Here is a 26,684-nt window from a genome sequence, read left to right as displayed (position 1 = left end):
AAACCAACCATTGTGATATAACAACGATTGGTTCATACATCTTCATTTTTTTTTACAATCTGCTTCCGCACTCACAGTCAACGCTTCACCTTATAGAACTCATGATACAGCTTCATCAATGCTCGCTTCTCAATCCGGGATACATAGCTACGACTAATACCGAGCTCCTTCGCAATTTCTCGCTGCGTTCGTTCTTCCCCGCCCTGTTCCAATCCGAATCGGCCTTTAATGACTTCTTGTTCCCGAGGGTCCAATATATCCAAATTACGATAGATTTTACTCTTCTCAATCTTCAGTTGTACCAGATCCGCTACGTCATCTGCTTCACTGCCTAAAATATCGATCAAAGTAATTTCGTTTCCTTCTTTATCCGTTCCAATCGGATCATGGAGTGATACATCTTTACGCGTCTTCTTGAGCGAACGTAAATGCATCAATATCTCATTCTCAATACAACGGGCTGCGAATGTCGCCAATTTTGTACCTTTACCCGTTTTGAAGCTTTCAATGGCTTTGATTAATCCAATCGTTCCAATCGAAATGAGATCCTCTAAATCTTCACCTGTGTTATCGAATTTCTTTACGATATGCGCGACCAGTCGCAGGTTATGTTCAATAAGCATATTCCGTGCGTAGCCGTCTCCTTCGGCCATCAACTGCAAGTATTTGCTCTCATCCTTCTCGGATAGTGGCTGGGGAAAAGCATTATTCTTGACGTACGATACCAGTAGTGTTAGCTGTTTAATAAACAGCGCGATCGCTGAGATTAATCCAGGCATTGAACCGAACACCCCCAAGTTGGATTCCGTTAGACAAGAAGCCAATCCCAATCGGCTCCCTATTTAGTCGAATATTGAAGTCTGTTCTTTAGTGTATGTGGGCGAAGGCCTAGAAGTGCATGTACGGGGGAGTGGGGATATAAAATAAAGCCACCTGATGAAGTGGCGGCTTTGTTTGAAATATGAGAGTCTGTAAAATAGCAGTATAAGAAAGGTTGGGGGAAATACATGGGATTATGGACAAAGCAGCAATTACGAGAGTTTATTAAAGAGAATAAACTGGTGTCAGCACAGGATGCCCAAAATGCATTGAAAGAGTTGTTTGCTGAGACATTGCAAGAGATACTATTGTGTTGTCTTGCTCGGAATATGTATAGTTGCATCTCTGGTCTTAGGCTCTCGGCTCGTGAGTGTTAAAGAACTGATAGACGGTTTATTTCACCCAGACATAGACTCCTTCGGGGCAAACGTGGTGCGCAAGAGGATTTCCCGAACCGTTTTCAGTTTACTTTGCGGTGCGGCACCCGGAGTTTCCGGGGCCCTTATGCAAGCGGTCACTCGCAACCCGATTGCAGACCCAAGTATACTGGGAGTTAACACAGGCGCATCATTGTTTGTTGTTTGCGGAAATGCGTTCTTGAACATAAGCACCGCGAATCAATATATATGGCTAGATCTAGCTGGCGCTGCAATTACTGCAGTTTTCGTATTCGGAATCAGCTCGATGGTGCGTGGCGGCTGTTTTTTGCATCATCATACTTCATACAAGCGGCCACTTCTCTCGGAGTCGACACAGACAAGACAAGAGTTGCATTTATTTTGAGTTCCGTCTTCATGATTGCTCTGGCTACCGCTACCAACGGTCCAATAGCCTTTGTCTCCTTCCTTTCGGGACCGATAGCATAATTCAACTTAATGTGATAGTTTATGAAGCTGATCCAAGAAAACTATATCACGATTGAAAACAGCATATACTTTCCAATTTTCTTGACGGATTGTCCGCATGGCACATAATATATAGCACTAACTAATCCTAACCATCACTTACTTATAGTATGGTTCTTCGTAACACCCTATCAGCGAATTCAGAAGGGCACCCACATGGTGTCTTTGTATCTGCTTAGTCTGCAGTCTAGCTGGCCAATTCCTTTCATGCACGACAATGGCTGGCATCCTCTGCTCGTTAACTGCCTGATCCTTGTTGTCACGTAGCTACTTCGATACTTTTTTCTTGGCCTCTTTATACTCCTTCTCTACATATATTATTTCTGATTTATTCATTAATTTTTCATTGTTCGATTTCCATGTATGATGGATTTCGTTCCTCCGTAAGCATACATAATTATATCGGTCTGTCGTAAAAATTTTATATTTCTGTTTCAGGCACTCTTTTAAAAAAAATGTGTCTTCGCCGACATTGATCGGATGAAACTTCACATGTTTCCACAGTTTTTTTCGAAATACCAATGTCGATCCCTTTACTCCACTTTTTTTTATAATAAACCTATTTACTTTCATATGAGCTAAGTGAATGGCGAGTGTCTTTTTTTGTTCAAAGTACATGAAGACCGTTCTCTTGCAGACCAGATCCGCACCTTTACGCTGCAAATCTCTTACTTGTTGTGCTAGATAATTGCGAGCATAGTAATCATCATCGTCAAATTTTGCGATAATATTATACTGGCTTTTGTTAATTCCAAAATTCAAGCATTCCCCTAGAGTAATATGAGGCTTTTTATAAACCGATACATCTTTAGAACGAGCGGCTCTTGCATGCCAATTTTCTATATCCATCTCTTCCCCATTCAAGATAATGATGAGTTCCTTATTCTTAATTTTTTGCCTATCATAGTTTTGAAAAACATTCTCCATAAATTGTTCTCTAATTGAACAACAAATAACTGAGACCATTCGAACCCTCCTTCCGAAAATCATTCATGTTGAACCGTTAAGATAAGGAGCGACCCCCAACAATTCCGAAACCGTCAAGAAACGATAACCTTGATTGGAGAGATTTTCAATGATATACGGAAGGGCGTCCACCGTTCCGGATAACGGACTCCAACCATTATGTTGTAAAATGATAGAGCCCTTTTTAACACCTGAAAGAATATTAGCGGCAACTTGGGTGCCCGAAATGCCTGTCCAGTCAAGGCTATCTACATCCCATAGAATGACTTTGTAGCCAAGGGCTTTGCATTGTTTCATCACTTGCTTATTCGCCTTACCATAGGGGGGACGAAATAAGCGTGGCTTTTGACCGATCAGCTGGTAAATGATATTTGAAGTATCCTCGATTTGTCCGTGGACTTCAGAAGGGGCGATTTTTGTTAAGTCGGGATGATTCCAGGTATGATTAGCTATTTCATGGCCTTCACGGAACATACGCTTAAACATTTCTTGATTACTATCGATGTGTTCACCACAGCACATGAAAGTCGCATTCACATTATAATGATTTAAAATATCTAATATACGTGGTGTGTATAAAGTGTCCGGGCCATCGTCAAACGTGAAAGCCACAACCTTGTCTTTTCGCTTTGCGGCTTTGATTGCTCCCTTTTTCCAGTTGCTTTCGCCCATATCGCCCTCCTCCTCAAGATACTGCACAATAATTAAAGCAAGCACATCAAACGTTTGATTGAGTCCCGGGGAAAGGCTGTAGCCGACATCCGAGTTCAGTTGCGGGAATTAATCCTGCGAATCTCCTAATGCCCCGCTCACTTAAATCTAAATATACTGCTAGTTTATAGTATGTGCACGAGACACTATAGGAACGGCTCTAGTCCTATGAGGAAGACCTAATTTACTAAAAAGATACAAGAGAGAGGAAGCAGCTTTGGAATTCTCTGATTGAGCGAAACTAACGTCAGCGGAGGTAGATTCACTAAGTCAATCATTTAAACATAAGGTTAATATTGGATGGAGAATTATCAAGAAACGAAATTGCTTTAACGATTCAAGAAGGCATCATTACAGGCTCGAATCAACAACTTGCTCCAAAGGATAACGTAACAAGAGAGTAAATGTGCAAGCTTATGAGGATGGAAGGGGCTTTTCTATTCTTCCTCTAACCACATAACCATTTCAACATGTGTTGAATGTTGCAACCTACGTGCCTACCGTTGTTTGGCGACTCGCTTCGACAAACTGGAGCAGAGCTTCCGATCTTTTTGAACGCTAGCTTCGATTATGGTTTGGCTTGCTTAGGTTGTTTGCATAAACGTCCTAAGCCTTTAATCCCTTTCCACCCAGAATCTGCGGCATATATTTTTCAACTTCAATGGCTTCATATGTATAGGCATTCAAGATGATTTCCATTTCAACTATTTCTAGAATATTGGTGAACCGAATCTGGCGCGCCGCCTGTACTTTTTCCGTTTGTTGGATTAGAATTCCGATTCACATTTCTTCCGATGATCTCATCCAATTAACTCGTCCCACATCACAAACCGCACCCCTTCCTGACATCGGTTCGTGTTCACAACATCTTGACGATATGCGCCACCAGTCGCAAATTATGTTCAATCAACATGTTTCGTGCGTTGCCGTCTCCTTCGGCCATTAATTGTAAGTATTTGCTCTCGTCCTTCTCGGATAGTGGCTGGGGAAAAGCATTGTTCTTGACGTAAGATACAAGTAGTGAAACCTGCTTAATGAACCGCGCTATCGCTGAGATTAATCCAGGCATTGAACCGAACACCCCCAAGTTGGTTTCCATAGACAGGAAGCCACTGGCCCCCGATCTAGTCGAATATTGAAGTCTGTTCTATAGTCTATGTGGGCGACGGCCTAGAAGTGCATGTACAGGAGATATTGAAAATTTTTCAAAAAAAAAGGAACCAACCACGGACTGATACCTGTAGTTGGTTCTTGAGAGATAAATTACTAATTCAGACAAATCCTTGTATCATATTGTATCATCTGGCTCGGAAGAACTATCTGTTTATTTGTTTTCTTTACTTTTAAAAAATGAAAGTCTATCCGCAAATGATTCAGACTTTTCTACATCTACTCGATTCGGGTTCGGTATTGCATTACACTTTGTACGATTGGTTCGGCGTCACTGTGCTTTAAATTTCCCTTCACATATGACATGATGTTTCCTTTTAAATTATCGATTTGATCTTGATCTTGCTTATAAACATTGTCAATCAGTACTTTAAGAACTGTATTTGATTCTGGTTGATCTATCGAGTTTATTGTTTCAAGTTTAGCTGAGTGAGCTGCATCTTTTATTCCAGAAATATCTGATAGAATTACATCTTCATAAGATTCCGGATGTTTGTATTGCAACGTTGGCGGATTTGGCGGATCATCATGAGTGGGCATCATATGACTGGCAGTCATGACTTCATCATAACTATGATGACGTTTGTCTCCTACGAGTGCCGCGAGCATTCCAACTCTTAACACCTCCATCTTTGGATACGTTGTCCGTTCTTTCGCTACACTTGAATCAGACTCCGCATTTGCAAGAGCATTCTCATAGAGATTTAAGTAGCCAAGTGTATGGCCGCTTATTCCGCCAATAATAGGCTTATGGTTTGCCTTAGCCGTATCGTACCATTGTTGTTGCTTGGCTTCAAACTCCTTTAAAATCATATCCTTCGTTAAAGAATCGGTTGATCCCTCATGATTAAATTTACTTAAATCCGTTGTATCATCTACATTTACCAAATCCTTTTCATAACGGACTCTCGCTTTTTTAGGCGTCTCCAATATGTTCCCCATGACGCCTGCAACATTCGCCGGGGCCTTATGATCCGGTTTCCGATTTCCCGCTAATGCCTGCCGTACATCATTATCCGATTGAATATGGGCATTGGACCAAGGCAACTTTAAAACATCGCCATAGATTGATTTCCTCTCATCCTCACTAGCAACTTTCCATAAATCCTGTAATGCGTGTGTTGATTGAATGGTTGTTTCTTTATGCTGTTTATCTATACTATGTTTTTTGTACAAAGCTTTTAAAGTATCTATTCTTCCTGTTGAACCATGCTGGTACAATTCCTTAATCGCCTTGCTCATTAAACTTTTTAATACATATGGAAACTCGTTCCATTCCAATTCCACCATACCTGTTCCTAAGTTTCTTTGGTTTTGGTGTGGAACCAATCCTTCCGGACGTGTTCGATAATCGATCAAAGGCTTCATAAGATCAGCTTTAGGGGAACCAGCAGCGTACTGTCTTTCTGGATCTTTTGTTAAAGTACTCATATGATAGATCCAGTATTCTAAATTATCTCTTTTATCCTTTTCATATTCTTCCGATCCGCCAAAGTAAGGATATTGAGTTTCAAGCATTTTCAACAATTTAGCGTAGCCTGCCGCCATACGTTTTTCCTCTGCATCCTGAATACCGCTTACATCCAATTTCCAGGAATCTTCTTTTAAATTCCCTAATGATACTTCACTTCGTAATTTATCGCTAAGGTATTCTTCCGAATATTGTATACGCTCTTTTTTCAAAGCTAGATCCCCTTCATCCTTTGCTATCGCCTGATTAACGGATTCTTGATTAACGGATTTTATATTAATAAATTTATGTATAATACCAACAATCTCATTGATTTTCTTTGAAAAGAAGCCAGCATGCTCAATGGATCTCTGTAAATTTTCTTCAAAAATCATATCGATATCAAGAACAAGATTATCCCCCTGATTGTTATAGGTTGTATCTAATAAATTTTCATTTAGTCCTATTCTATTATCCTTATCATCCGTATTCTTCAACACCGATAAGGTATCAAATAGAAGGTCTCTTCCATTGGCCAGCAGTGGATTGGCATGTTCCAGCCTTGCAAATTGTTTAACATTCAGAGGATAACTTTCCATTGGTTGCAGTTGAGAAACTTCATTCGTAGCAGTGCTAGGAAATTTGCTGCCCATTGCATTCGCTTCTTTTTCCAAGACCGAATCATCATTCACTGCCGAATCCTTCATTTGCCTGGTTGGCTGAACTCTTCCTTGCGCCTGCTGCACCACATGCCAGGCCTCATGCGGCAGATGCTTCTCCTGACCAGGTCCTAGATGTATATCTGTCCCTTGAGCATAAGCCGCTGCCCCTAGCTTTTCAGGATTAGACGAATTATAATGCACCTTCACATTGTCCATGCTTAGTCCTGAAAGGCTTTCCACTCTAGCTTTCAAAGCATCGGACATTCCAGTACGATTTGCTTTCTTTTGTGCGGGCTCAGAATTTTTCATCTTTGTCCCCTGCATAAGCTGATAAACGGCCTTGTTACCAATCGTTTTCTGAAATTGCATCATATTTTCATGTGGAATTATGCTCTTTTGCTGCGGCTGGGTCGAGGTTGATAATGTGTTATTTTGCTTCCGCGGAACACTTCTTTTATCATATTGCTGCATAAAGCACCTCCAGCTTGCGCCGATTTTGAGTATATACTCAATATTAAATAATGGATAATGTAAACTAAGCTGAATAGAGATTAAATGAAATTGTAAAACTGTAATGCATGTACAATACCATCATCATTAACATCATCAGTCACTAGTTCTGCTACCTGCTTCAGATCATTTGAAGCGTTGCCCATAGCGATGCCATGGCCTACAGACAGCAGCATATCTTTATCGTTAAAGCCATCGCCAAAAGCAAAGGAGCACTCCTTTGGAATGCCAGATTCCTTCATCAGCCAGCGGATACCCTGGGACTTTCCTGCTTTTTTTGAGATGAGATTAGCAAGATAATGATGAGACCAATTCATTAAATAATCATCCAGATGCTCTTCGAACAGTACTGATTCTTCTTTTGTAATATAAAGATGTCCCTGATATAACGGATAGCTGGCCTCAAATCGGTCCAGCTCGGTTGGCAGCGGACAATTAAAGTCTTTCCAGACCGTTACTACCCTTTCATTAACATGGTCCACTACCTCTCCATTTGCATAATATCCACCATAAGCAAATCTATGTTCTCTCGACTTATCGATAATTTTATGGATAGATGGAAGAGTCACAAAGCTCTCGAAAATTTTATTTCCATTGCGGAAAATAAGCTGTCCATTCAGAAATATCATCGTTTCACAAGGAATTGCCAATTCCTGCTGGATAAACGACATGGATTCCGGCCCTCTGCCCGTAGCGATCACGACAGTATGTCCATTGGACTGCAGGTTGTATAAGGCGTCATTCGTGCTTTTCGGTACGCTTTTCGTCTTGTGGCTGTAAAGGGTATCATCGAAATCAAAGAATAATATTTTTTTAGGCATGTCATCCGCTCCTTCCATGCTTAGATTTTTTAAATTACTATAGCATACTACAGTTGAGAAAAAATGTTAAGTTATATTATTGTAAAAAGACACCTTCAGCAACAGCGGAAGGTGTCTCATCTGATCCTACTTATAGAAGGAACTGTCCCTCCCACATCTTTCTTATTTTAATTTACTGGCGGCTTCTTGCAGAAGTTGATTAACGTCTCCCCCGCCAATCATAATGGCTTCCCACATCTCGCTAACTGTACTAGCAAGCGTACTCGATTGCGGTATGACTTTATTAAAGGACAAATCGCCAGACATTAGCACAGCATTTACCGCTGCGGCCCGATAATAAGCAGGAGTATTGCTAGGCTCGGCATCTAAAAATTGTTTATATACCGGTTCATCCAACATTGCTTGGCTGGTCGGAAGATTCCCCGTTTCGATCAACCAATTCACATTTTGCTTTGAATCCGTCAAGTAGGAAACGAGCAGCCAAGCAGCAACTCGTTCTTCTTCTGTTGCATTTGCGAAGATCACGTAATTCTCGCCTTTGGAAAAATTGATCGAATGGCTTGAATCTTTTTGCGGTACTGGCGCTACACCTACTTCAAAATCCTTGTGGCCTGCATCCGGTTTAGGTAGCGCAAATTGGATACCAGCAGATGCTCCAACGAACATATACGTTTCTTCCATTACAAAGCCGTTGCTACTGAATTTGCCTCCTGCACTTGGCATTAAGGCTGGCACAGTGAAATAGCCCAGATCCATATTTTCCTTGTAGATCGTCAATGCTTCTCTGCCGGCTTCATTATCGATATCGATCGTTCCATCATCATGAACGTACGGACTGCCCCATTGCTGAGATAGTAGCTTGAAAGGAGCATCACCATAAGAATTATCAAAACTGAAGCCCGGATTTCCGGTCTCTTCTTTAATCACTTTAGAATAGTTTATTACCTCGTCCCATGTTTTCGGAGGTGCCCAGCCTTTACTATCGAAGTACGTTTTGTTATACGCCAGCACGTCCGTCGTCTTCTTATTGGTCGGGAAACCGTACATAGTACCTTCTGCTCCAAGGCTCATCACTTCATCCAGGTAGTACTGGAAAACACCGTTTGTCTGGTTCGCCAATCCAATGTCACTGTTCTGATAATACGGCATCAAATCAATAATGGCTTTACTATTTATATATTCAGGGAATGTGCTCACATCAATATTGGATAAGGTAGGCGTTGACTTCGATACAATGTTTTGGGTGAGCTTGCCTGTCAGCTCGCCGATCGCTCCCTGGTTGGAGAAATCCACTTTAATATTCGGATATTCTTGCTGGAATGCAAGAACCATCTGTTCCAAAATCGGAAAATTCGCCGCACCTGTTCCTGTCCAGAATTCGATACTTACTTCCTTCTTATCATCAACTACGCTTTTCACAGCTAACTCCGTTGCGCTCGGCGCTTCCGTTGTTTCTGCCGTCGGCTCTTGCGTTATGCTTGCAGTTGGTGCTGCATTCACAGATGTGTTGCTTTCTGAATTGTTATTATTGCTGCAAGCGGCAACCAATAACATGGCCATAATAATCAAAATTGACAGTAGATTTTTTCTCATTTTCATTTTTCACTCCTCTTTATCTTCTTCTATGTAAAGGCGGTTTTGGTCGAACCCGCCGGGTATTTATTTGACGCGATGAGCAATCAACCTTTGATACCGCCTTGGAGCATACCTGCAAAAATATATTTGCGTAAGAACAGGAACATCAACACAAGCGGTACGGTAATCAACGCTGCCGCAGCCATTTGTAATTCATATTCAATGGTGCCGACACTGCTTGTGAAAGCATTCTGCAGTCCGTTCGAAACCAGCCTTAAATCGTCTTTCGTTGTGACCAGGTTGGGCCATGCGAATGTCTGCCAAATCGAAACCATGGAAAGGATTACAGTAGTAATAATGGTGGCCTTAGAAAGCGGCAGCATCACTTTTATTAAGAAACGGAAGCTTCCCAACCCATCCACTTTGGCAGCCAGATACAGCTCGTTCGGAACTTGCATAAAGGTTTGTCGCAGCAAATAAATATTGAATGGATTGATCCAATACACAATAATCAACGCTTGCCATGTATTCATCCAACCCCAATCGGCAATGGTTTGAAAGTTCGTAATAATCAGCATTTCCTGCGGGATCATCATTGTCGCAAGCACTACAAAAAACAATACATTCTTTCCTCGAAACTGAAGCCGTGCAAATGCAAAAGCTGACAAAATGGATACGGCAGTACTAACAATAACGACAGAAACGCCAACCAAAAGCGTATTTAATAAATAGGTGAGCAGCGGTGCTTGGAGAACAGCATCCACATAATTCTGAAGTCGTATTTCTCCTGGGATCAGTGTCGGCGGAACCATCACAGCCTCTGCTGATGATTTCAAAGATGTATTTACCATCCAATAAAATGGAATCAGCACGAAGAGGGCGGAAATGGTCAGGAACAGATACAGGAACACCTTGTTGAGCCTCATTGTTTTCCTCAATGGTAATACACCCATCTTTTCGTTATTTTTAATTGAAAGAAGACGACGACCATGACCATCAGCACCAAAATAACCGCCGCAGCACCAGCACTACTTACGGATCCCGGCGATAAATAATCACCCAAAGCGTCCATAATATACCCGACTAATGTGATCATCATCTTGGAATTGTCGCCCGGCGGCCCATAAGCATCTCCAAACAAGGCAATGACATTGGCATAAGCCCTAAAGGCAAAAATAACGGAGGTGACAAATATAAAAATGGTAGTCGGCGAAAGTAATGGCATCGTTATTTTGCGGGTTATCATCCATTTGCTTACACCGTCAATACTCGCAGCTTGATAGTATTGCTTATTGATATTTTGAAGTCCGCCCAGAAAGAGAAGAACATTGAGAGACAGCCCGTCCCAAACACTGTACAGAAAGAGAACAAACAAGCTTCGCATATAGGACTGATTATATCGTTCCTGTGAACCGACAATCCCCTCTCCGCTGATCCATGCGACAGGCTCAATGCCGAACCATCCAAGGAAAACATTCATTAAGCCGAAATTGGTGTTGAATATAAACGAAAATACTAATCCCGCAGCAATAACATTAGTAACTTGGGGAAGATAAAAGATGGTCAAGAAAAACCCCTGCAGCCGCTTTACAGCATTCAGACCAAGCGATAAGATGAGTGCTATGAGCATAGAACTCGGCACACAAATGAATGCAATGAAGGTCGTATTCCACAAAGCTCTTCTAAATACTGAATCATTCATGACCTCAATATAATGCTTTGCACTAAACCCGCTGTAATTTCCCGTCAGAAACTGATAATCGAGCTTAAATGAAGTAATGAACGTGTTAATAATAGGATAAACCGTAAATATGCCTAATAGCAGAAATGCAGGAAGCAGATACAGATAAGCCGAATGGTCATATCGTACTTTCGATCGATCTCGTTTTTTCCTTAGCATTGCAGGAGTTCATCTCCCTCTTCGTTAAAGATGCTGATCGTCTGCTGGCGCACATACAATTGCAGTAAATCATTCTCTTCATAAGGCGAATCTCTATCATTAAGGAAGGTGATGGATTGTCCATCGCGAAGATGGCCTTCTACTGTGAAAGAGTCTCCTAGCCTTATCGTTTTCACGACCTTAACAGGAAAGGTTTCCTTGTCTGGATCCGATGTGGCCACAACATGCTCAGCTCGAATACCAATGCTCACCTTTTGATCAGAAAGCGAGACTGGTAGGGTTAACCACTCTTTTTCTCCTATATAAATCTTGTTATTTGCAACAGTTCCTTTAATAATATTAATAGGAATATTCCCCAGAAATTTAGATACAAACAAGTTGACTGGCTGATCGTAAACATCTTGCGGGGTACCTTGCTGTTGTAGCGTTCCTTTATTTAAAATAATGATTTCATCACATATACTTAGAGCTTCTTCCTGGTCATGCGTTACGAAGATCGTCGTAATGCCGGACTCCTGCTGGATGCGTCTGATTTCTTCCCGGGTTTGAATCCGCAGACGCGCATCCAGATTGGACAGCGGTTCATCAAGCAGCAGTATCGATGGATTTTTAATAATAGCTCTTGCAATAGCAACACGCTGCTGTTGACCGCCGGACAGCTCGGACGGTCTTCGTTCCAAATAATCTGAAATATCAACCAGCTTAGCTGTTTCAATGACGAGCGAATCGATGTAGGATTTGTAATTCATTTTGATACCCTGATCCTCGATGCATTTGTCCATCTTTCTATGCATCTGAGCTTTTAATTTTTTAGAATTTAGAAGCGGGAATGCAATGTTTTCTCCTGCTGTCAGATGCGGGTATAGCGCATAGTTTTGAAATACAAAGCCAATTCCACGGTTTTCGGACGAAGTATCGGTCACATCTTGATTTTCGAACCATATTTTCCCTCCTGTAGCGGAATGAATGCCAGCAATCATATACAGCACGGTCGATTTACCGCAGCCTGAAGGCCCCAACAGACCCGTCAAGGATCCGGATTTAATCTCGACATTCAACCCGTTAACAGCAGTGTAAGAAGGTTTTCCTTTTTCAGCAAAAGTTTTCGTCAACTGCTCTAGTTTCACCTTCATTTGATCTCCGCCTCTTTGTACGCTTATTGTTTATGTCTCACTTTTATCGTTTCAGGGTACTCATTGGCGAGTCCCCCTTGCTCCTTAATCGCTTGAATCATATTGTCTCGAATAAAAACACCCGTTTGTTTCCAATTGACTCCTGCCGAAAAATCATATCCCATCTCATTAGCAGCAATAAATTCATCCACAGCGATATCATAATATTGATCGAGCTCAAGTGCTTGTCCGTTTTCCAACATGATCGATTCTATTCTGCTTCGATAAGGCTTGCTATAATCCGCAACAACCTGTAGCCCGCCGAATGCTAGAGGCGACGCTCTCTCGCTGCTTAGCTTACTTATGCCGTTTTCAATATTTTTTATCAGATCTGCACCTTTCAGCTTCATCGTAATGATCTCATCATTGAAATAAAACAACTTATAAAGCTCATAAAGTGTTACATCACCTTTATGAAGGCCTAGTCCCATTCTCCCTGAATACATGAGAACGATGTGACGGCCTGTCTCTTTGCGCATTATGTCAACTGCTAGTTTTGTAAGTGGTGTTCCTTCCATATCAACCTCTGCAGTAAGAGGAGTTTTGTGAACGATATCCTCCTCTATTTGTCCGATCACTTCTCCCAGCGTCTTCATGGCCTGATTCCTGTATGCGTCCATTTTCTGCTGCATATCCTCATCCGGCGGAATATCAGCGATCCTGCTGCTGTAGTCTAAAAACTGAGGAGTTACCTTCCGAACTTGATTGTCCGGTGAAAGCTTTATCGTCAGAAGAGAAAATCCTCTTCCGTTGCTGCCTCCTTGCACAACGGGAACTGAATTGATTGCCACACTCAAAAACTGATGCCAATGTGCTGTAAACACACCGGATAATTCAGGCACTTTGTGGCAAAGATCGATCACTTCTTCTCCAATAAGCGTGATGGGGTCAGCTGCATACTTTATTCCGTAGTGCGTGAGAGCCAGTATCATATCAGGTTTTCCTTGTGGATCTTTCCCATTATTCAAATAAGTTACCCATTTTATTGCCTCCTGAGTGCCGTTTACTATTTCCAAAGCGCGTACATCATCCGAATAAGGGAGACGATTCAGCTGTTCCACGGTAGACAATCCTATAAATGCAACCTTCACGCCATTGGCAGTAATAATTATATATGGCTTGAACCCATCAGCTATTTCCCCTGTTCGCGAGTCTATAACATTCGCTGCTACAAATGTAAAATCGCCTTGCCGCGACCAGTCCCTCCACATATCCATACTATAATCAAATTCATGGTTGCCAACCGCGGAGACCTTCGCATCCAAGCTCTTCATAAAAAAGGTAACAGGTTCGCCAGACAATTGCTCTGATACGGGATCGCCTTTATAATTATCTCCTCCAAAAACTACGATTGTATGGGGATTTTCCATTTTATACTTTGCCACTAACGTGCTAAGCTTAGCGCAGCCGAGTGTATGTTCGGTTTCAAAGAGCTCGGCATGAAAATCGTTAATACAAAGGATCGATATTGTTTTTGTGTCCATCGGCTTATCCCTTCATAAGAGCAAATTGAAATAGTTTCCTAAAACGAGTGCCATCCAATGAGTGATCAACAGCATACAAATAAAAACTCGAAACTTCATAGGATAATGGTGTGACCACACAGAAAGGAAAGTAATTTGATATAGACGTATTGCAATCATATGCAAGCGAAATGTGTGGAACAAACGAGATGCTTTCAAACTGAACGCCAGCACTTATCAGCGTGTCGTCTATCACTCGTTGAAGGTTTTTCAGGCTTTCATTCTCCTCCCTCACATTTACCCAAACCACATTTCGATCAGCATTTTCAAACATACCCAGTTCATTAAGCTGCAATATGAATCTTCTAAATTTTATTTGTTCCAAATGTGAAGCAATTGTTTCTATACTCAACATTTCCTCGAAATAACGCAAGGTCAAATGATAGTTTTCTGCGGGCTCGTACTTCCCTGATTGATCAACATAACGCAGTCTTCTTTTAATTTGTACCAACTCTTGACTCACAGCAAAAGGAACATCTAATCCGACAAATATCTCCATACTTTCGCCAGTCCAATCTTTTTTAATTTGGTATCTTAAAAATTTATGTACTTAATTTATAAATTACGCCAGTTTAACTCAATGAGAAGTCAAAGTCAATGAATTAAATATTAAACTATTTTCATGAGAGTGTTTTACAGAGGTATATGTGCATGTATGGCTTAAATATGTATCCTTTAAAAACAAAAACGGCCAGTTCATATTGAACTCGCTACCGATCTTGCTTGATCCATCTCTAAATTAATAGCCGACACATTTCCTAATCTCTTAACCTTGTTCCAATTGTGTTTATCTCTCGATAGAAAATACGATAGTGTCCCATAAGTAAATAACGTAGCATCAAAGATGGGTTTTATTGGTACCTCCACTAAAAAGAACATTACTATTTTTACGTAATTAAATAGAGTATACACATGACCGTATTTACTATTAGCCCAGTATGCCGATACTTTAGTGAACAATTGAATACATAGTGATACTATTAGACAGTAGATGTGATATGTCGTTATCTCACCATAGATAACTAATATAGCAATTCCTAGAGCTGCCATGCCTAAAGAATCCCATAACAAGAACAGTGCAAACTTAACACCCATAGATTTAATAAATCCAGATTTATACTTGACTAAACAATCTATAAATCCTTTCTGCCATCTCGTTTTCTGCTTGATTAGATCACTCAGATTTTCAGGAATCTCAGTGTAACACTCTGCCTTTGGAATAAATTAAATTTAGAGTTGGGGATAGTGTCATAATCTGGTGTGAGGTCTAATAGTGAAGTGAGTACAGCGAGTGTGTTGTCAGTGGATCCATCATTAATAAATATTGCTTCGTAGTTAGTGTAATTTAGATTATTTAGACCTTCTATACAGCCTTTTAAGACGCTTTCCTCGTTGTAAGCTGGAATTAGTATGGACATTTTTATTTCATCTAAATATAGATTGATGGATCTGTGCTTACTGCTATTTGTATAAGCTAAAGTTATGACTAAATACATCAATCGAAATCCTACAACCAATAAGAATAGTAGTACACCAACTATAACTATACTTAAGCTCATATCACGATCCCTCTCTTACATAGTACCTGACATAATCAATCAACATTGAGTTGGGAAACTTAGTATACTTGTTCGGTTCACCTACCCAATCACCTCCAATGCCTACATTGATATACAGGTACATTGCTTCTTGCGGTATTAACTTTCTACCAGTAAAAATAACCTTTCCATCTAATGTGTAAGTCATCTTAGTAGGAGTCCATTCAACTCCGTAAACATGATAGTCTTTTGATAAATCTACACTGTTAGTCATTTTGTATTCTCTTACGCGTTTCCCTTTTCTTTCATCATGTACTACGTTGTATAACTCCTTTGGTTTACTGCCGTCAAGTTCAGCTATGTCAATTTCAGGGTATAAGCTTCCATCTGAAGGCATCATCCATATAGCTGGTATCAATCCTGTTCCACTTGGAAATGTAGCTCTAATTTCAAACTTACCATACATAAAGTGCGCTTTAGTCTTAGTTATAATTGCTCCAGATGTATAGTTAAATTTGCCTGATTTCTGTTTAAGGATACTAATTTTTAGTTTGCCGTTTACAACACTAATATTATTAGGCTTATAATGTTGTTTTCTATTTCCATATCCATTTGCATCATCTAGAGCAATCCAGTTATTATTAGAAAATGTGTTAAATTCATCACTCCATTTCAGTATCCATCTTTTATTTTCGTTGGATGTAGACTTTCTTAGAACGTTCATTTTCTCTAGTTTCTTAACTAGAGAACTCTCAAATCTTTTTTCATCGGGAATAATAAGTGGACTTGAGGCACCGTAAATCGAATTCATGAAATAAATACTGTACAATCCCGCACCTGACGTATATAGAATAGCGAAAACTAATATCAACCATACCCTTTTTCTTAACGTGCTCATCAATAACTTTGATTCCATCTGTATCTCCTTTCAAATAAGATCATCATTTCCTTCATACTTGTTCCCTCTATAGAAGCTTATGTGCTTACCTTATTTTTTAGATCTCTGGAATACTTAAATATTGACACTCATGGGGTAAAACAGACAAAGTTCAACATAAATAACGGCTAGGAAACCCATACCCACAGAATGATGATTTCTTCCTGTCAAAAGACAAGCCCTAGTTGGAGAGTAAATGGCTGTCGTGTGGAAATTCGTATAACGAAGTCCATCATTGGCTAATTGATCAATATTCGGTGTCGAAATAGCGTTTGATTTCTCCTTGAAATTCATTGGACATTTTCTCTTCTCAGCTCCTCCTTATTTGTGAATCATCTGAATACAAAAAAGAGACTCAACAATTAAAGATTAGTCCTTTCATAATTGAGTCTCTGGTGATCCAGTCGACTACAAATACGTTATTTAATTGGAATGAATGGCGAACTCGTTTTGAATATGAATGAATACTATCAGCTTACAAGATAGTCTATCAATCATTTTTTTACTAATCACATCAAATTAGTTGGTATCTCCAGGTACTCCTTCCAGACGATATTGAGGAACAACTTTCTCAGGTAAAGATTCATTGAACCCTTCTATAATACTGTTCGAGTAAGATTTGTCCATTGAAAAAACCGTTCAACGATCTTTGTGATCGTGAACGGTTCAGAATTATTTTGCTAATCATTTAGTCAGCGTAAGGATCTATCGTTTGAATTGTTCCGTCAGCATTATACTTTAGTTCCGTATATTTCACGCAACGTTTGTGATTGACGCCATCAGACAGAGAACAATCATGATAAAAGAGGTACCATTTATCTTCAAACTGGACAATAGAATGATGCGTGGTCCAACCAATAACAGGAGTCAGGATTGTCCCCTTGAATGTATACGGACCCTGCGGGTTCTTGCTAATTCCATAAACCAGTTTGTGTGTAGTCCCCGTGGAGTAAGATAGATAGTAATAGCCATTGTATTTATGTACCCATGGCCCTTCGAAATATCTCCGCTCCTCGTCGCCCGCAAGAATCGGATTCCCTTCTTCGTCCACTATCGAAATTTCAAACGGTTTATCCTTAAATGACAGCATATCCTCGTTTAGCGTTGCCACGAGTGGACCTAACGCAGGCTTGTCTGCTGCGGGCCCCTCAGTTTGCGACGAGTCGAAGCTGCCTGTCTGCCACTTTTCCAATTGCCCTCCCCAGAGACCACCGAAATACATATAGGCTTGGTCATCTTCATCGATAAATACAGCAGGGTCAATGCTATAACTGTCCTTAATATAATTAGGCTCCGGCTTAAATGGTCCTGCAGGTGAGGAAGCCGTAGCAACCCCAATCCGGAAGATTCCGTCTTGATCGCGTGCTGGGAAGAACAGATAGTATACATTGTTCTTGTAAGCAGCATCTGGCGCCCAGAGCTGGCTTGAAGCCCATGGAATATCGCGCAGATGAAGAGCTTCTCCATGATCCACGACAGGAGAATCGAAGTTCTCCATAGATAATACATGGTAATCCTCCATAGCATATTGGTCCCCATTATCGTTATCTGGCCCATCATGATCGAGGTCGTGTGAAGGATAGATATAGATTTTACCTTCAAAAACATGAGCAGACGGGTCTGCCGTATAAATGTGTTTGACTAGTGGTTGGTTTGGTTTAGTGTTTGGTTTCATAGTATACTCCTTTTTAGCTGATTCGCATGTTACCGTGATAGTATCGCGATCATCGTTTTTGAAATCGCTTTCATTTCTTACTTTTATTTTACACTATCCTGCTCTCCACTCCAATACTCATACTAAAGAACTTACTCTAATAATTATAGATAATATGAACAAATAGTAGCCGGCCGTAAGAATAACTCTAACTAGCAGGCTACTATTTGTTCATCAGAGAGCATTCTAGCAAAAAAGAAGAATCCTACTTTACTCCCTTACGGCGGTTGGAGATATCAAGCCAAACAGCGAAAACGAGAATGGAGCCCTTAACTACGTACTGCCAGAATGACTCCAATCCCATCAGTGACATCCCGTTATCGAGCGTGGTCATAACCAATGCGCCTATAATGGCACCTATAATTGTCCCAACACCGCCCATCAATGATGTTCCACCGATGACGCAAGCAGCAATCGCATCCATTTCCGCCATGTTACCGGCAGTGATTGTCGCAGATGCCAAGCGGGAAGTCAAGACAATTGCTGCAATAGAAGCGAGTAGTCCGTTAAGTACAAAAATCAGCATTGTCTTGCGTTTAATATGAATACCTGAAAAACGAGCAGCTTCAATATTGCCGCCAATGGCATAAATATGACGCCCAAACGTGGTCTTCGTCGAAATAATGTAAAAAATGATCGCCAATATAATAACGAAGATAATAGGAAAAGGAATCCCTTTATAATTGTTCATAACGACTACAAACGACACAACTAGTAATGCGAGCACAGAGACCTTCGTAATATCTACTCCGAGTGGTGCGATCTCGAAGCCATATTTTTGCCGGGAACGTCGTTTCGTATAGGCAGACCATAGTAGAATTCCCACGGCCAGCAAACCAATAATGATACCAAATCCTTTAGCAAAATATGCATTACCCAGCAATGCAATCACCGGATCAGATACTGGAATCGTCTTGGACTGGGTGACACCCATTAATACGCCGCGGAACACCATCATACCACCCAAAGTAACGATGAAGGCAGGAATCATTTTGTAAGCTACAAGCCATCCTTGAAGCAGACCGAGCACCGCTCCGGCAACCAGTGTCCCAAGAATAACAATAATCGCCGGCAGTTCCAGCCAATTACTCAATATAGCGGCAATTCCTCCCGTCAACCCTACGATAGAACCTACAGAAAGATCAATATGCGCCGCCACAATGACGAGTACCATTCCTATAGCCAGTATGGAGGTCACAGACATTTGTGTGAATAAATTAGATAAATTTCGTGAGGTCAAAAAGGTAGGATTCAGAAGTCCAAACAGTACCCATAGTAACACCAACGCTCCTACCATGGTATATGCACGCACGTCCATTTCACCAAACAAGCTACTCCAGAGCGATTTTCGGGTCACAGGCATATCCACTCTATCTTGAAGTTCCTTTTGAAGCTGCATCATTATTTCCCTCCTGTGGCGGCTATCATTATATTTTCTTGGGTGGCCTCATGCCATGGAAATTCCTTAACGAATTCCCCTTCGCACATCACCATAATTCTGTCACTCATACCCAGTACCTCAGGCAACTCCGAAGAAATCATAATAATGGCTACACCTTGATCTACCAGTCGATTCATTAAATTATATATTTCGTATTTCGCTCCAACGTCGATACCCCGGGTAGGTTCGTCCATAATCAGGATTTTCGGATCAGACATTAACCATTTCCCGATGACAACCTTCTGCTGATTTCCTCCCGAAAGTGTTCCTACCAACGTTTCCAGCGAAGCTGTTTTCGTCTTTAGATCCTGCACATACTTGCGTCCCCATTTAATCTCTTCATTCTCGTTAATGAAACCTAGCTTTGATACCTTGCCCATCGTGGCCATCGTAGTATTTCGTTTCACATCCATACCCATCACTAGTCCTTGACGCTTGCGATCTTCAGTTACTAGAGCCATTCCTGCCTTTATAGCTTCAGCAACGGATTTAATCTTCACGGTTTTCCCTTCGATTTGTACTTCCCCCACTGCTCTGCCTTCATAAGCACCGAAAAGACTAGTGACAAGCTCTGTGCGTCCCGCACCCATAAGTCCCGCTATTCCAAGAATCTCACCTTTACGTAGTGTGAAATGAATATCCCTGAGCACTCTCTGATTACGCTTTTCAGGATGCCACACGTTATAATGTCTAACCTCAAGCATCATTTCTCCCGGTGTACGGTTTACTCGTGGGTATCGCTCTGTCAGTTCCCGGCCAACCATTAGGGATACAACCTTATCATCATCCGTCTCCTTACGATCAAGAGTCGCTATAGTACGCCCATCACGGAGTACCGTGATGTAGTCTGCAAGAGCAAAAACCTCGGGCATCTTGTGTGAAATGTATACACAGGAGACACCTTCACTGCGCAGTTGATTCAATATCCCCATGAGGATGGAGACTTCACTTTCAGTTAAAGCTGCTGTTGGCTCATCTAGAATCAGAATTTTTGTATGCTTGGAAAGTGCTTTTGCGATTTCAACTAGTTGCTGCTGGCCAATCCCAAGATGACCTATTTTGACGGTTGGGGAAATATTAAGTCCCACCTTTTTCAACCACACAGAGGTATTATGATACAATTCATCCCACTGAATAACTCCGCGCTTGCATGGCTCAGCTCCTAGAAAGATATTCTCACCTACCGTCATCTCTTTGACGAGCGCAAGCTCCTGGTGAATGATAGCAATTCCGGCTTGTTCAGCGTCGGTTATTTGATGGAACTGCCTACTCTTACCACCAACGATAATCTCACCGCTATAGGTACCGGTCGGATAAAGTCCGCTTAGTACCTTCATCAGCGTTGATTTCCCAGCACCATTCTCCCCGCACAGGGCATGTATTTCTCCCTCCCTAACCTTAAAATTCACACGATCTAGCGCCTTAACTCCGGGAAACTCTTTACTGATGTCTGCCATTTCTAATATATACATTATTCAAGCACCCTTTCTGACCATGAATCAGAATCAGCAGAGAGCGGAACCTTAAGGTTCCGCATTCGCCATTCTACTAGGTTATTGTTTAGGCCATTGGTCCTCAGGAACGTTCTTGTATACTTCCTCCAGTTTGTGAAAGCTATCTTTGATCAGAACGTCCAAATTGTCCTTATTAACCGCAATGGGATCAAGGAGTATGGAAGGGACATCAACCTTCCCGTTATTTACAGTCTTATCCGTCGCGATCTTGTCGCCCTTGGCAGCAGCCATAGCCATCTCAGCAGCTTTTGTTGCAATCGCATTAATCGGCTTATACACGGTCATCAACTGTGTTCCTTCTGCAATGCGTTGTACAGCAGCTAAATCTGCATCTTGACCGGATACTGGAATTTTACCAGCCATCCCTTGGCCAGTTAATGCCTGAATCGAACCTCCAGCCGTACCATCGTTAGCTGCGACCACACCTTGCACGTCATTGTTGTTCGCAGTTAGCGCATTTTCCATATTCTTAAGAGCCTCTTCTGGCTTCCAGTCCTTGGAGAACTGGTCATACACAATCTTGATATCCCCTTTCTCTTCAAGAGGTTTCAATATATTCATTGCGCCTTCCTTGAACATATGAGCATTGTTGTCCGTATCCGCTCCGCCGATATACACGATGTTACCTTTCGGCGCCTGTTCGATCACAGCTGTCGCCTGGAATTCTCCTACACGTACATTATCAAAAGAGATATAGTAGTCCACATCTGCATTGTTAATCAGTCGGTCATACGCTATAACCTTGATGCCTTCCTTGTGTGCTTTCTCCACAATCGGCGCTGTCGCTTCAGCATTGTGCGCAATAACTACGAGTACGTCTACTCCCTGAGAGATTAATTGCTCTGCTTGACTCATCTGTGTAGCATCATCTCCATTGGCTGCAAGAACCTTCACTTCGCCTCCAAGCTCTTCCACTTTAGCAGTGAAAATATCGCGGTCCTTTTGCCAGCGTTCCTCCTTCAAAGTGTCCATAGACATCCCAATAACAATTTTGTCTCCGTCTTTCGCGGCTGTTTTTTCCTTGTTTTGGTTATCCCCATTGGAGACCAATCCACAGCCTGCAAGTGATGATGCCAATAATAGAGCTACCAATCCTAATCGAATAACATTACCGTATTTTCTCACTCTTTCTTCGCCCCTTTTCACCAGTTAAAATATTTGGTTGCGCTTACAAATAAAGCTTAGCATGGGACAACATGCTGTGGCGTGTTCATTACCAGCACATCTTTACTTTCAACCTGCATTACATTGCTGCCTCCTGTAATGAAAGCCAATTGCGAGTCTTTCACAGGACAATTCAGTTATACAACACAAAAAAGTCCTTGTCGGTTAACAAGGACTTTTCTTCTCTAATTGCTGCCGGTATTCACTTGGCGTAATTCCTGTTGCTTTCTTGAAGACCCTGCTAAAATAATTTGGGTCCTTATAACCGACCTCATAGCAAATTTCTTTTATACTGAGACGTTCTTCCACAATCAACCGCTTTGCCTCCTTAATACGAAGCCTGGTAACATAGTCGATGAAAGTCTCTCCTGCATGATGCTTGAATAATTTACTGAAATAATGTGGGCTAAGATTCACATATTCCGCACTTTGCTCCAATGAGATGTCTTCATTATACTTTTGGTCAATATAGAGAAGAGCCCTTTGGAGCACTAGAGACCGACTCTGCTCCCGCTCTTCCTTCAGGCCGTCGATGAAGGAATCAATCCACAATAATGCACTTTTTCGAAGAGCATCGCTATCTTCTTCTACACTCAGAGATGTAATCAGATCGGCCCCATCGCCTGATTGAATCGCACGACATATATACAGCAGAAGTCCTATGACTTCTCCGCGCAAGGTAGCAAATGAACTGACCACTGTTCCTTCCAAAATCGTAAATAGTGAGTCAAATCGCTCTGAGCTCTCCTGTTTGTTGTGACGCAATAAAGCATCAAGTAACTTCTTCTCATCATCCAATGAGATCATCTTTTGCCCTGAACTCTGGATCATATCATCATAATGCCGTACATTTAGCAGCTCTTTATCCTCTGTGCACACTCGAACTGCTTCCCGATAGGATCGACTCACTCCATCCCAGCCTTCCCGAACAGATCCAATTCCTATCGAAAGGGACAACTGAAATCGCTCCTCTATAAAGTCCCTAATACGTTCACCCCAGTCTAGAGATATAACACGCTGGGAATAACCAGGTCTGCCAGGTGGAAGAGGATTAAATAAGGCCATCTGATGTCCAACGATAGGTCCGGCGATAGAGGAAAGATTGGGTTTCGTGAAATGCTTAACAGCTTCATAAATTTCCCGCTTGAGCAGTTGGAAATCCTCCCACTCCTTTTTCGTTTGCCTTGAAAAAGATAACACCATTGCATAACCTTTAACCCACTGTAAATTGAGTAAACTAGCCAACTGTTCGAGTTCCACCTCCTGCACCGACTCCAGCATAAGCATGAGTGATAGCTCGTTCTCAGCTAGTGGGATCAGCTGAGACAATTTCTCCTGAATCTCCAGTTGCTCATTTCGTAGGCGTTTCTCTTCTTCCTTCTCTGCAATGAACAGCTGTAATACCTGTAGCACTTCCTCTCGTCTGGCTGGTTTAAGCAGGTAGTCACGGACTCCCAGAGCCAGCCCCTCCTTCGCGTAAGAGAAATAATCGTGAGCCGTTATCATTACAATTTTGGTTGAAGGAAGATTTGCTGAAATTTGACGTACAGCCTCAAGTCCTTGAATACCAGGCATCTTAATATCCATAAAAATAAAATCAGGTCGTTCCTCTTCCGCAATCTGAATGGCCTTCCTTCCATTTTCCGCATGATGAAAATGAAAAGTGTTCGGAAAAATATGCCTAATCATCAGCTCCAGACCTTCCCGCTCCAGCGCTTCATCATCCGCAATAAGCAAACTGAACATGAGTCACGTCCTTTCTTATCCATGTAATGTGTTTACCGCGCGATAAGGAATTCTGAACAACACGACTGTCCCTTTACCCTCAACGCTATCGATTTCGATGCTCTGCTCTCCGTTGAAGAATAAATGTAGTCTTTTGAATACATTTTGTGTCCCCAGTCCAGTCGATTGGCCCTTCCTACCCATACTAGGAGTTTCCTCTCGGAAGGATTTGAGAAGTAGATCGACAGTCTCCCTACTCATCCCTACACCGTTATCTCGAATCTCAATTCCTACAGCTTCATCCACATATCCGATTGTGAGCTTTAGTTCGGCGCCCTCTTCCATCTGCTCTATCCCATGTACGAATGCATTTTCCAGAATAGGCTGCAGGGTCAGACATGGAACCATTCCATCCAGTACTCTCTCATCAATTTCCATTACAAAAGAAATTCGGTCACGAAACCGCGCCCTCTGAATATTGATATATTCGGTCACATGTTCAACCTCTTCACGCAACGGTACCGCCTGATCCAGCTTTTGCAAGTTATATCTCAATAAACGGGATACAGATACCGTAAGATCACTTGTCTTGGTCGCTCCCTCAATATAAGCCAACTTGGCTATAGAATTAAGAGTATTAAACAAAAAGTGCGGATTAATCTGGCTTTGCAGCATTTTCAACTCAAGCTCTTTGACCAGACGGTCTTTCTCTAGACTTTTGATATTATCAGCCATCAAACTTTGAATATTATCGATCATGCCATTAAAAGTTCGGCACAAGATGCTGATCTCATCATTGTTCATACTTTCTGGAGCCTTTGTGTCCATCCGTCCCTTCGATATTTGCTTGGCAGTTGCCACCAGCCGTCGGATCGGTCCCGTTATACTACTCGACAGCCATCCTGCTAGAATAATGCTAAGAACTGCGACAGTGATGACCAGTTGAGTTCCAAGTTTATTCAATTTGTCCGTAGTGGACATAATTTCCTGATAAATCGGCTTGTACTGATCCAACTCAATATCGACCAATCCCTGGGCCTCCTCACGTATAAAACGTTCGGTTTGCTCCGCTTCAATGTAAGCCCCTGCCATGGTATTAGAATCTTCATCATCGATCTTGCCAATCATGGTCTCAACTTGTTCTAGAAACGTATCAATAATATTGCGGTAATTCACAAGTGGCAGGTCGCTTCCGCCAATCGTCTCCAATCCATCGAGCTCCTGCCGCAGCTGCTGAACACCTCTCAGATGTTTCTCCACCTCAGGAAAGCTATCCACATCGACCTGCATAATAGACCGGTTCATCGATCGCATAATCTCCCCAACCTCATAAGACACTTCCTTATATAGTAAGATACGATTCATCATTAAATGATAGCTTTCCTGCACATTCTTACCGCTTTGGAACAAGAAAAAGGAAACCGTACTCATCAAAAGCACCAGTAGCGGAATACAAACCAACAGCTTCTTGCGGATACTCACAAGCCCTCCCCCTTCTGAGCATTATGCTTATCTAGCACCATAACCTCTGTATAATATTCAGATCGTAAGGCCTTTCCCTGAAAATGCTCATGGAGGAGCCTGACTGCTGTATCTCCCATTAAAAATGGCTGTTGTGCTACAGTCGCCTTAATCTCACCCTTTAGAATGGCGGCAAGCGTCTCTTCCTGATTATCAAAACCAATGATCGTAAGAGAATCCCGTTTCAAACTTTTCGCAGCCTGAAGAACACCAAGAGCATCTGTTGCACTGGTACCCACCATAATGGTAATATCCGGATGCATCTGCATCATTTCCGCTGCTTGCTGAATCGCTTCCATATGTGAAATGTTGGAGCTACGCACTTCCACAATTTTCAAGTCTTCATATTGCATTACGATGTTTTTTAGCCCTTGTAGTCGCTGCAGCTGATTCTCAGCAAGCTCACTCCCAATAATCACACCTATTTTTCCGTATCCACCTGTAGTCTCTACAACAAGACGTCCTAAGCTTTCGCCTGCCATCTCATTATCGGTACCTACATAAGCCAGCCTTTTGCTAGCCGGAGCATCCGTATCGATGGTTACAACAGGAATTCCACGCTGCACAGCTTTATCTATAACTGGAGTGAATCTCTCACCGTTCAACCCTTGGACGATAATTGCATCTACTCGGGCAGCAATCGCCTTTTCCAGTAAATGAATCTGCTCATCCATGTTATTGCGGACCGGACCCGTAAATTCAATATCAATCCCATACCTTTCCGCGGCCTTCTCCGCACCTTTCTCAATCATTTTCCAGTAAGGATGATAACGTTCCTGCTCAATCAGTACGATATGATAGCGATGTCCCAAATTCCCGGGGTGACCATGTAGTTCCTGAACGATGCTACCCATCTTACCGGATTGATGTGCGAATCCAATAAATTCATACGTCAGGAGTAAAAATAACACAACCACACACGCTAGCCATTTTTTATCCATTATCA

At 41.8% G+C, this 26,684-nt stretch carries 22 protein-coding genes and 3 pseudogenes; 2 read left to right on the top strand and 23 right to left on the bottom strand.

The window, feature by feature from the left end:
• Nucleotides 1-77: 77 nt before the first annotated feature.
• On the bottom strand, nucleotides 78-779 hold the full coding sequence (gene sigK, locus AC1TO9_RS00780; RefSeq protein WP_482054608.1) for an RNA polymerase sporulation sigma factor SigK: 702 nt from the start codon (nucleotides 777-779) through the stop codon (nucleotides 78-80).
• Between the two features lie 322 nt (nucleotides 780-1,101).
• On the opposite strand from sigK, the pseudogene AC1TO9_RS00775 reads away from it, so the two are divergent.
• Nucleotides 1,102-1,518 (top strand): annotated as a pseudogene (locus AC1TO9_RS00775) (iron chelate uptake ABC transporter family permease subunit); the annotation flags it as partial.
• Nucleotides 1,519-1,544: 26 nt separating this feature from the next.
• Nucleotides 1,545-1,682: pseudogene (locus AC1TO9_RS00770) on the top strand (iron chelate uptake ABC transporter family permease subunit); the annotation flags it as partial.
• Between the two features lie 309 nt (nucleotides 1,683-1,991).
• Here the strand turns inward: AC1TO9_RS00770 and AC1TO9_RS00765 are convergent.
• The 22 genes and pseudogenes from AC1TO9_RS00765 to AC1TO9_RS00660 form a co-directional block, all read right to left on the bottom strand.
• Nucleotides 1,992-2,690 carry a glycosyltransferase family 2 protein gene (locus tag AC1TO9_RS00765; RefSeq protein ID WP_482054607.1) on the bottom strand — a complete coding sequence of 233 codons (699 nt, stop codon included), beginning with the start codon at nucleotides 2,688-2,690 and terminating at the stop codon, nucleotides 1,992-1,994.
• Between the two features lie 24 nt (nucleotides 2,691-2,714).
• Nucleotides 2,715-3,362, bottom strand: coding sequence for a polysaccharide deacetylase family protein (locus AC1TO9_RS00760; protein ID WP_482054606.1), 648 nt, complete (start codon nucleotides 3,360-3,362; stop codon nucleotides 2,715-2,717).
• Nucleotides 3,363-4,269: 907 nt separating this feature from the next.
• Nucleotides 4,270-4,470 (bottom strand): annotated as a pseudogene (locus tag AC1TO9_RS00755) (RNA polymerase subunit sigma-70); the annotation flags it as partial.
• Nucleotides 4,471-4,790: 320 nt separating this feature from the next.
• Nucleotides 4,791-7,154 (bottom strand): eCIS core domain-containing protein, encoded by a 2,364-nt coding sequence (locus AC1TO9_RS00750; RefSeq protein WP_482058152.1) that lies wholly within the window; start codon nucleotides 7,152-7,154, stop codon nucleotides 4,791-4,793.
• A gap of 80 nt (nucleotides 7,155-7,234) precedes the next feature.
• Entirely contained in the window at nucleotides 7,235-8,014 is a 780-nt protein-coding gene (locus AC1TO9_RS00745) for a Cof-type HAD-IIB family hydrolase (RefSeq protein ID WP_482058151.1), read from the bottom strand.
• 162 nt (nucleotides 8,015-8,176) lie between these two features.
• Entirely contained in the window at nucleotides 8,177-9,613 is a 1,437-nt protein-coding gene (locus AC1TO9_RS00740; protein WP_482058150.1) for an extracellular solute-binding protein, read from the bottom strand.
• 80 nt (nucleotides 9,614-9,693) lie between these two features.
• Nucleotides 9,694-10,515, bottom strand: coding sequence for a carbohydrate ABC transporter permease (locus AC1TO9_RS00735; RefSeq protein ID WP_482058149.1), 822 nt, complete (start codon nucleotides 10,513-10,515; stop codon nucleotides 9,694-9,696).
• A gap of 8 nt (nucleotides 10,516-10,523) precedes the next feature.
• The gene (locus AC1TO9_RS00730) at nucleotides 10,524-11,489 is read right to left on the bottom strand and encodes a carbohydrate ABC transporter permease (RefSeq protein ID WP_482058148.1); all 966 of its coding nucleotides are present in this window, start codon (nucleotides 11,487-11,489) and stop codon (nucleotides 10,524-10,526) included.
• Complete coding sequence (locus tag AC1TO9_RS00725; RefSeq protein WP_482058147.1) at nucleotides 11,483-12,622, bottom strand: ABC transporter ATP-binding protein; 1,140 nt, start codon at nucleotides 12,620-12,622, stop codon at nucleotides 11,483-11,485. Before AC1TO9_RS00725 ends, AC1TO9_RS00730 begins: the two co-directional genes overlap by 7 nt.
• Before the next feature lie 23 nt (nucleotides 12,623-12,645).
• Nucleotides 12,646-14,145 carry a 5'-nucleotidase C-terminal domain-containing protein gene (locus AC1TO9_RS00720; RefSeq protein ID WP_482058146.1) on the bottom strand — a complete coding sequence of 500 codons (1,500 nt, stop codon included), beginning with the start codon at nucleotides 14,143-14,145 and terminating at the stop codon, nucleotides 12,646-12,648.
• A 4-nt stretch (nucleotides 14,146-14,149) separates the two neighbouring features.
• Nucleotides 14,150-14,683: an RNA 2',3'-cyclic phosphodiesterase gene (thpR, locus tag AC1TO9_RS00715; RefSeq protein WP_482058145.1), complete on the bottom strand. Its 534-nt coding sequence runs from the start codon at nucleotides 14,681-14,683 to the stop codon at nucleotides 14,150-14,152.
• A 197-nt stretch (nucleotides 14,684-14,880) separates the two neighbouring features.
• Nucleotides 14,881-15,279 carry a hypothetical protein gene (locus AC1TO9_RS00710; RefSeq protein ID WP_482058144.1) on the bottom strand — a complete coding sequence of 133 codons (399 nt, stop codon included), beginning with the start codon at nucleotides 15,277-15,279 and terminating at the stop codon, nucleotides 14,881-14,883.
• 83 nt (nucleotides 15,280-15,362) lie between these two features.
• Nucleotides 15,363-15,602 carry a glycosyltransferase gene (locus tag AC1TO9_RS00705; protein WP_482058387.1) on the bottom strand — a complete coding sequence of 80 codons (240 nt, stop codon included), beginning with the start codon at nucleotides 15,600-15,602 and terminating at the stop codon, nucleotides 15,363-15,365.
• Between the two features lie 142 nt (nucleotides 15,603-15,744).
• Nucleotides 15,745-16,638 carry a glycoside hydrolase family 16 protein gene (locus tag AC1TO9_RS00700; protein ID WP_482054602.1) on the bottom strand — a complete coding sequence of 298 codons (894 nt, stop codon included), beginning with the start codon at nucleotides 16,636-16,638 and terminating at the stop codon, nucleotides 15,745-15,747.
• Between the two features lie 96 nt (nucleotides 16,639-16,734).
• Nucleotides 16,735-16,953 carry a sulfatase-like hydrolase/transferase gene (locus tag AC1TO9_RS00695; protein ID WP_482058143.1) on the bottom strand — a complete coding sequence of 73 codons (219 nt, stop codon included), beginning with the start codon at nucleotides 16,951-16,953 and terminating at the stop codon, nucleotides 16,735-16,737.
• A 394-nt stretch (nucleotides 16,954-17,347) separates the two neighbouring features.
• Nucleotides 17,348-18,334 carry a glycoside hydrolase family 43 protein gene (locus tag AC1TO9_RS00690; protein WP_482058142.1) on the bottom strand — a complete coding sequence of 329 codons (987 nt, stop codon included), beginning with the start codon at nucleotides 18,332-18,334 and terminating at the stop codon, nucleotides 17,348-17,350.
• Between the two features lie 244 nt (nucleotides 18,335-18,578).
• Complete coding sequence (locus tag AC1TO9_RS00685; RefSeq protein WP_482058386.1) at nucleotides 18,579-19,772, bottom strand: sugar ABC transporter permease; 1,194 nt, start codon at nucleotides 19,770-19,772, stop codon at nucleotides 18,579-18,581.
• 2 nt (nucleotides 19,773-19,774) lie between these two features.
• Complete coding sequence (locus AC1TO9_RS00680; protein WP_482058141.1) at nucleotides 19,775-21,286, bottom strand: xylose ABC transporter ATP-binding protein; 1,512 nt, start codon at nucleotides 21,284-21,286, stop codon at nucleotides 19,775-19,777.
• An 81-nt stretch (nucleotides 21,287-21,367) separates the two neighbouring features.
• Complete coding sequence (gene xylF, locus AC1TO9_RS00675; RefSeq protein WP_482058140.1) at nucleotides 21,368-22,453, bottom strand: D-xylose ABC transporter substrate-binding protein; 1,086 nt, start codon at nucleotides 22,451-22,453, stop codon at nucleotides 21,368-21,370.
• 204 nt (nucleotides 22,454-22,657) lie between these two features.
• Nucleotides 22,658-24,238, bottom strand: coding sequence for a helix-turn-helix domain-containing protein (locus AC1TO9_RS00670; RefSeq protein ID WP_482058139.1), 1,581 nt, complete (start codon nucleotides 24,236-24,238; stop codon nucleotides 22,658-22,660).
• Nucleotides 24,239-24,253: 15 nt separating this feature from the next.
• Nucleotides 24,254-25,699 (bottom strand): sensor histidine kinase, encoded by a 1,446-nt coding sequence (locus tag AC1TO9_RS00665; RefSeq protein WP_482058138.1) that lies wholly within the window; start codon nucleotides 25,697-25,699, stop codon nucleotides 24,254-24,256.
• On the bottom strand, nucleotides 25,696-26,679 hold the full coding sequence (locus AC1TO9_RS00660) for a sugar-binding protein (RefSeq protein ID WP_482054595.1): 984 nt from the start codon (nucleotides 26,677-26,679) through the stop codon (nucleotides 25,696-25,698). Before AC1TO9_RS00660 ends, AC1TO9_RS00665 begins: the two co-directional genes overlap by 4 nt.
• Nucleotides 26,680-26,684 lie beyond the last annotated feature (5 nt).

The sequence above is a fragment of the Paenibacillus sp. Y916 genome (assembly GCF_056786435.1).
This window is presented reverse-complemented; position numbering and strand designations above follow the sequence as displayed.

Excerpts from the sequence above, each read along its gene's own strand:
- AC1TO9_RS00680 (WP_482058141.1), bottom strand. The coding sequence starts at position 21,286 with ATGTATATATTAGAAATGGCAGACATCAGTAAAGAGTTTCCCGGAGTT.
- AC1TO9_RS00700 (WP_482054602.1), bottom strand. The coding sequence starts at position 16,638 with ATGGAATCAAAGTTATTGATGAGCACGTTAAGAAAAAGGGTATGGTTG.
- AC1TO9_RS00765 (WP_482054607.1), bottom strand. The coding sequence starts at position 2,690 with ATGGTCTCAGTTATTTGTTGTTCAATTAGAGAACAATTTATGGAGAAT.
- AC1TO9_RS00745 (WP_482058151.1), bottom strand. The coding sequence starts at position 8,014 with ATGCCTAAAAAAATATTATTCTTTGATTTCGATGATACCCTTTACAGC.
- AC1TO9_RS00750 (WP_482058152.1), bottom strand. The coding sequence starts at position 7,154 with ATGCAGCAATATGATAAAAGAAGTGTTCCGCGGAAGCAAAATAACACA.
- sigK (WP_482054608.1), bottom strand. The coding sequence starts at position 779 with ATGCCTGGATTAATCTCAGCGATCGCGCTGTTTATTAAACAGCTAACA.
- AC1TO9_RS00730 (WP_482058148.1), bottom strand. The coding sequence starts at position 11,489 with ATGCTAAGGAAAAAACGAGATCGATCGAAAGTACGATATGACCATTCG.
- thpR (WP_482058145.1), bottom strand. The coding sequence starts at position 14,683 with ATGGAGATATTTGTCGGATTAGATGTTCCTTTTGCTGTGAGTCAAGAG.
- AC1TO9_RS00710 (WP_482058144.1), bottom strand. The coding sequence starts at position 15,279 with ATGGGTGTTAAGTTTGCACTGTTCTTGTTATGGGATTCTTTAGGCATG.
- AC1TO9_RS00690 (WP_482058142.1), bottom strand. The coding sequence starts at position 18,334 with ATGAAACCAAACACTAAACCAAACCAACCACTAGTCAAACACATTTAT.
- AC1TO9_RS00685 (WP_482058386.1), bottom strand. The coding sequence starts at position 19,772 with ATGCAGCTTCAAAAGGAACTTCAAGATAGAGTGGATATGCCTGTGACC.
- AC1TO9_RS00735 (WP_482058149.1), bottom strand. The coding sequence starts at position 10,515 with ATGAGGCTCAACAAGGTGTTCCTGTATCTGTTCCTGACCATTTCCGCC.
- AC1TO9_RS00740 (WP_482058150.1), bottom strand. The coding sequence starts at position 9,613 with ATGAAAATGAGAAAAAATCTACTGTCAATTTTGATTATTATGGCCATG.
- AC1TO9_RS00695 (WP_482058143.1), bottom strand. The coding sequence starts at position 16,953 with ATGAATTTCAAGGAGAAATCAAACGCTATTTCGACACCGAATATTGAT.
- AC1TO9_RS00760 (WP_482054606.1), bottom strand. The coding sequence starts at position 3,362 with ATGGGCGAAAGCAACTGGAAAAAGGGAGCAATCAAAGCCGCAAAGCGA.
- AC1TO9_RS00660 (WP_482054595.1), bottom strand. The coding sequence starts at position 26,679 with ATGGATAAAAAATGGCTAGCGTGTGTGGTTGTGTTATTTTTACTCCTG.
- AC1TO9_RS00720 (WP_482058146.1), bottom strand. The coding sequence starts at position 14,145 with ATGGACACAAAAACAATATCGATCCTTTGTATTAACGATTTTCATGCC.
- AC1TO9_RS00725 (WP_482058147.1), bottom strand. The coding sequence starts at position 12,622 with ATGAAGGTGAAACTAGAGCAGTTGACGAAAACTTTTGCTGAAAAAGGA.
- AC1TO9_RS00705 (WP_482058387.1), bottom strand. The coding sequence starts at position 15,602 with ATGTCCATACTAATTCCAGCTTACAACGAGGAAAGCGTCTTAAAAGGC.
- AC1TO9_RS00670 (WP_482058139.1), bottom strand. The coding sequence starts at position 24,238 with ATGTTCAGTTTGCTTATTGCGGATGATGAAGCGCTGGAGCGGGAAGGT.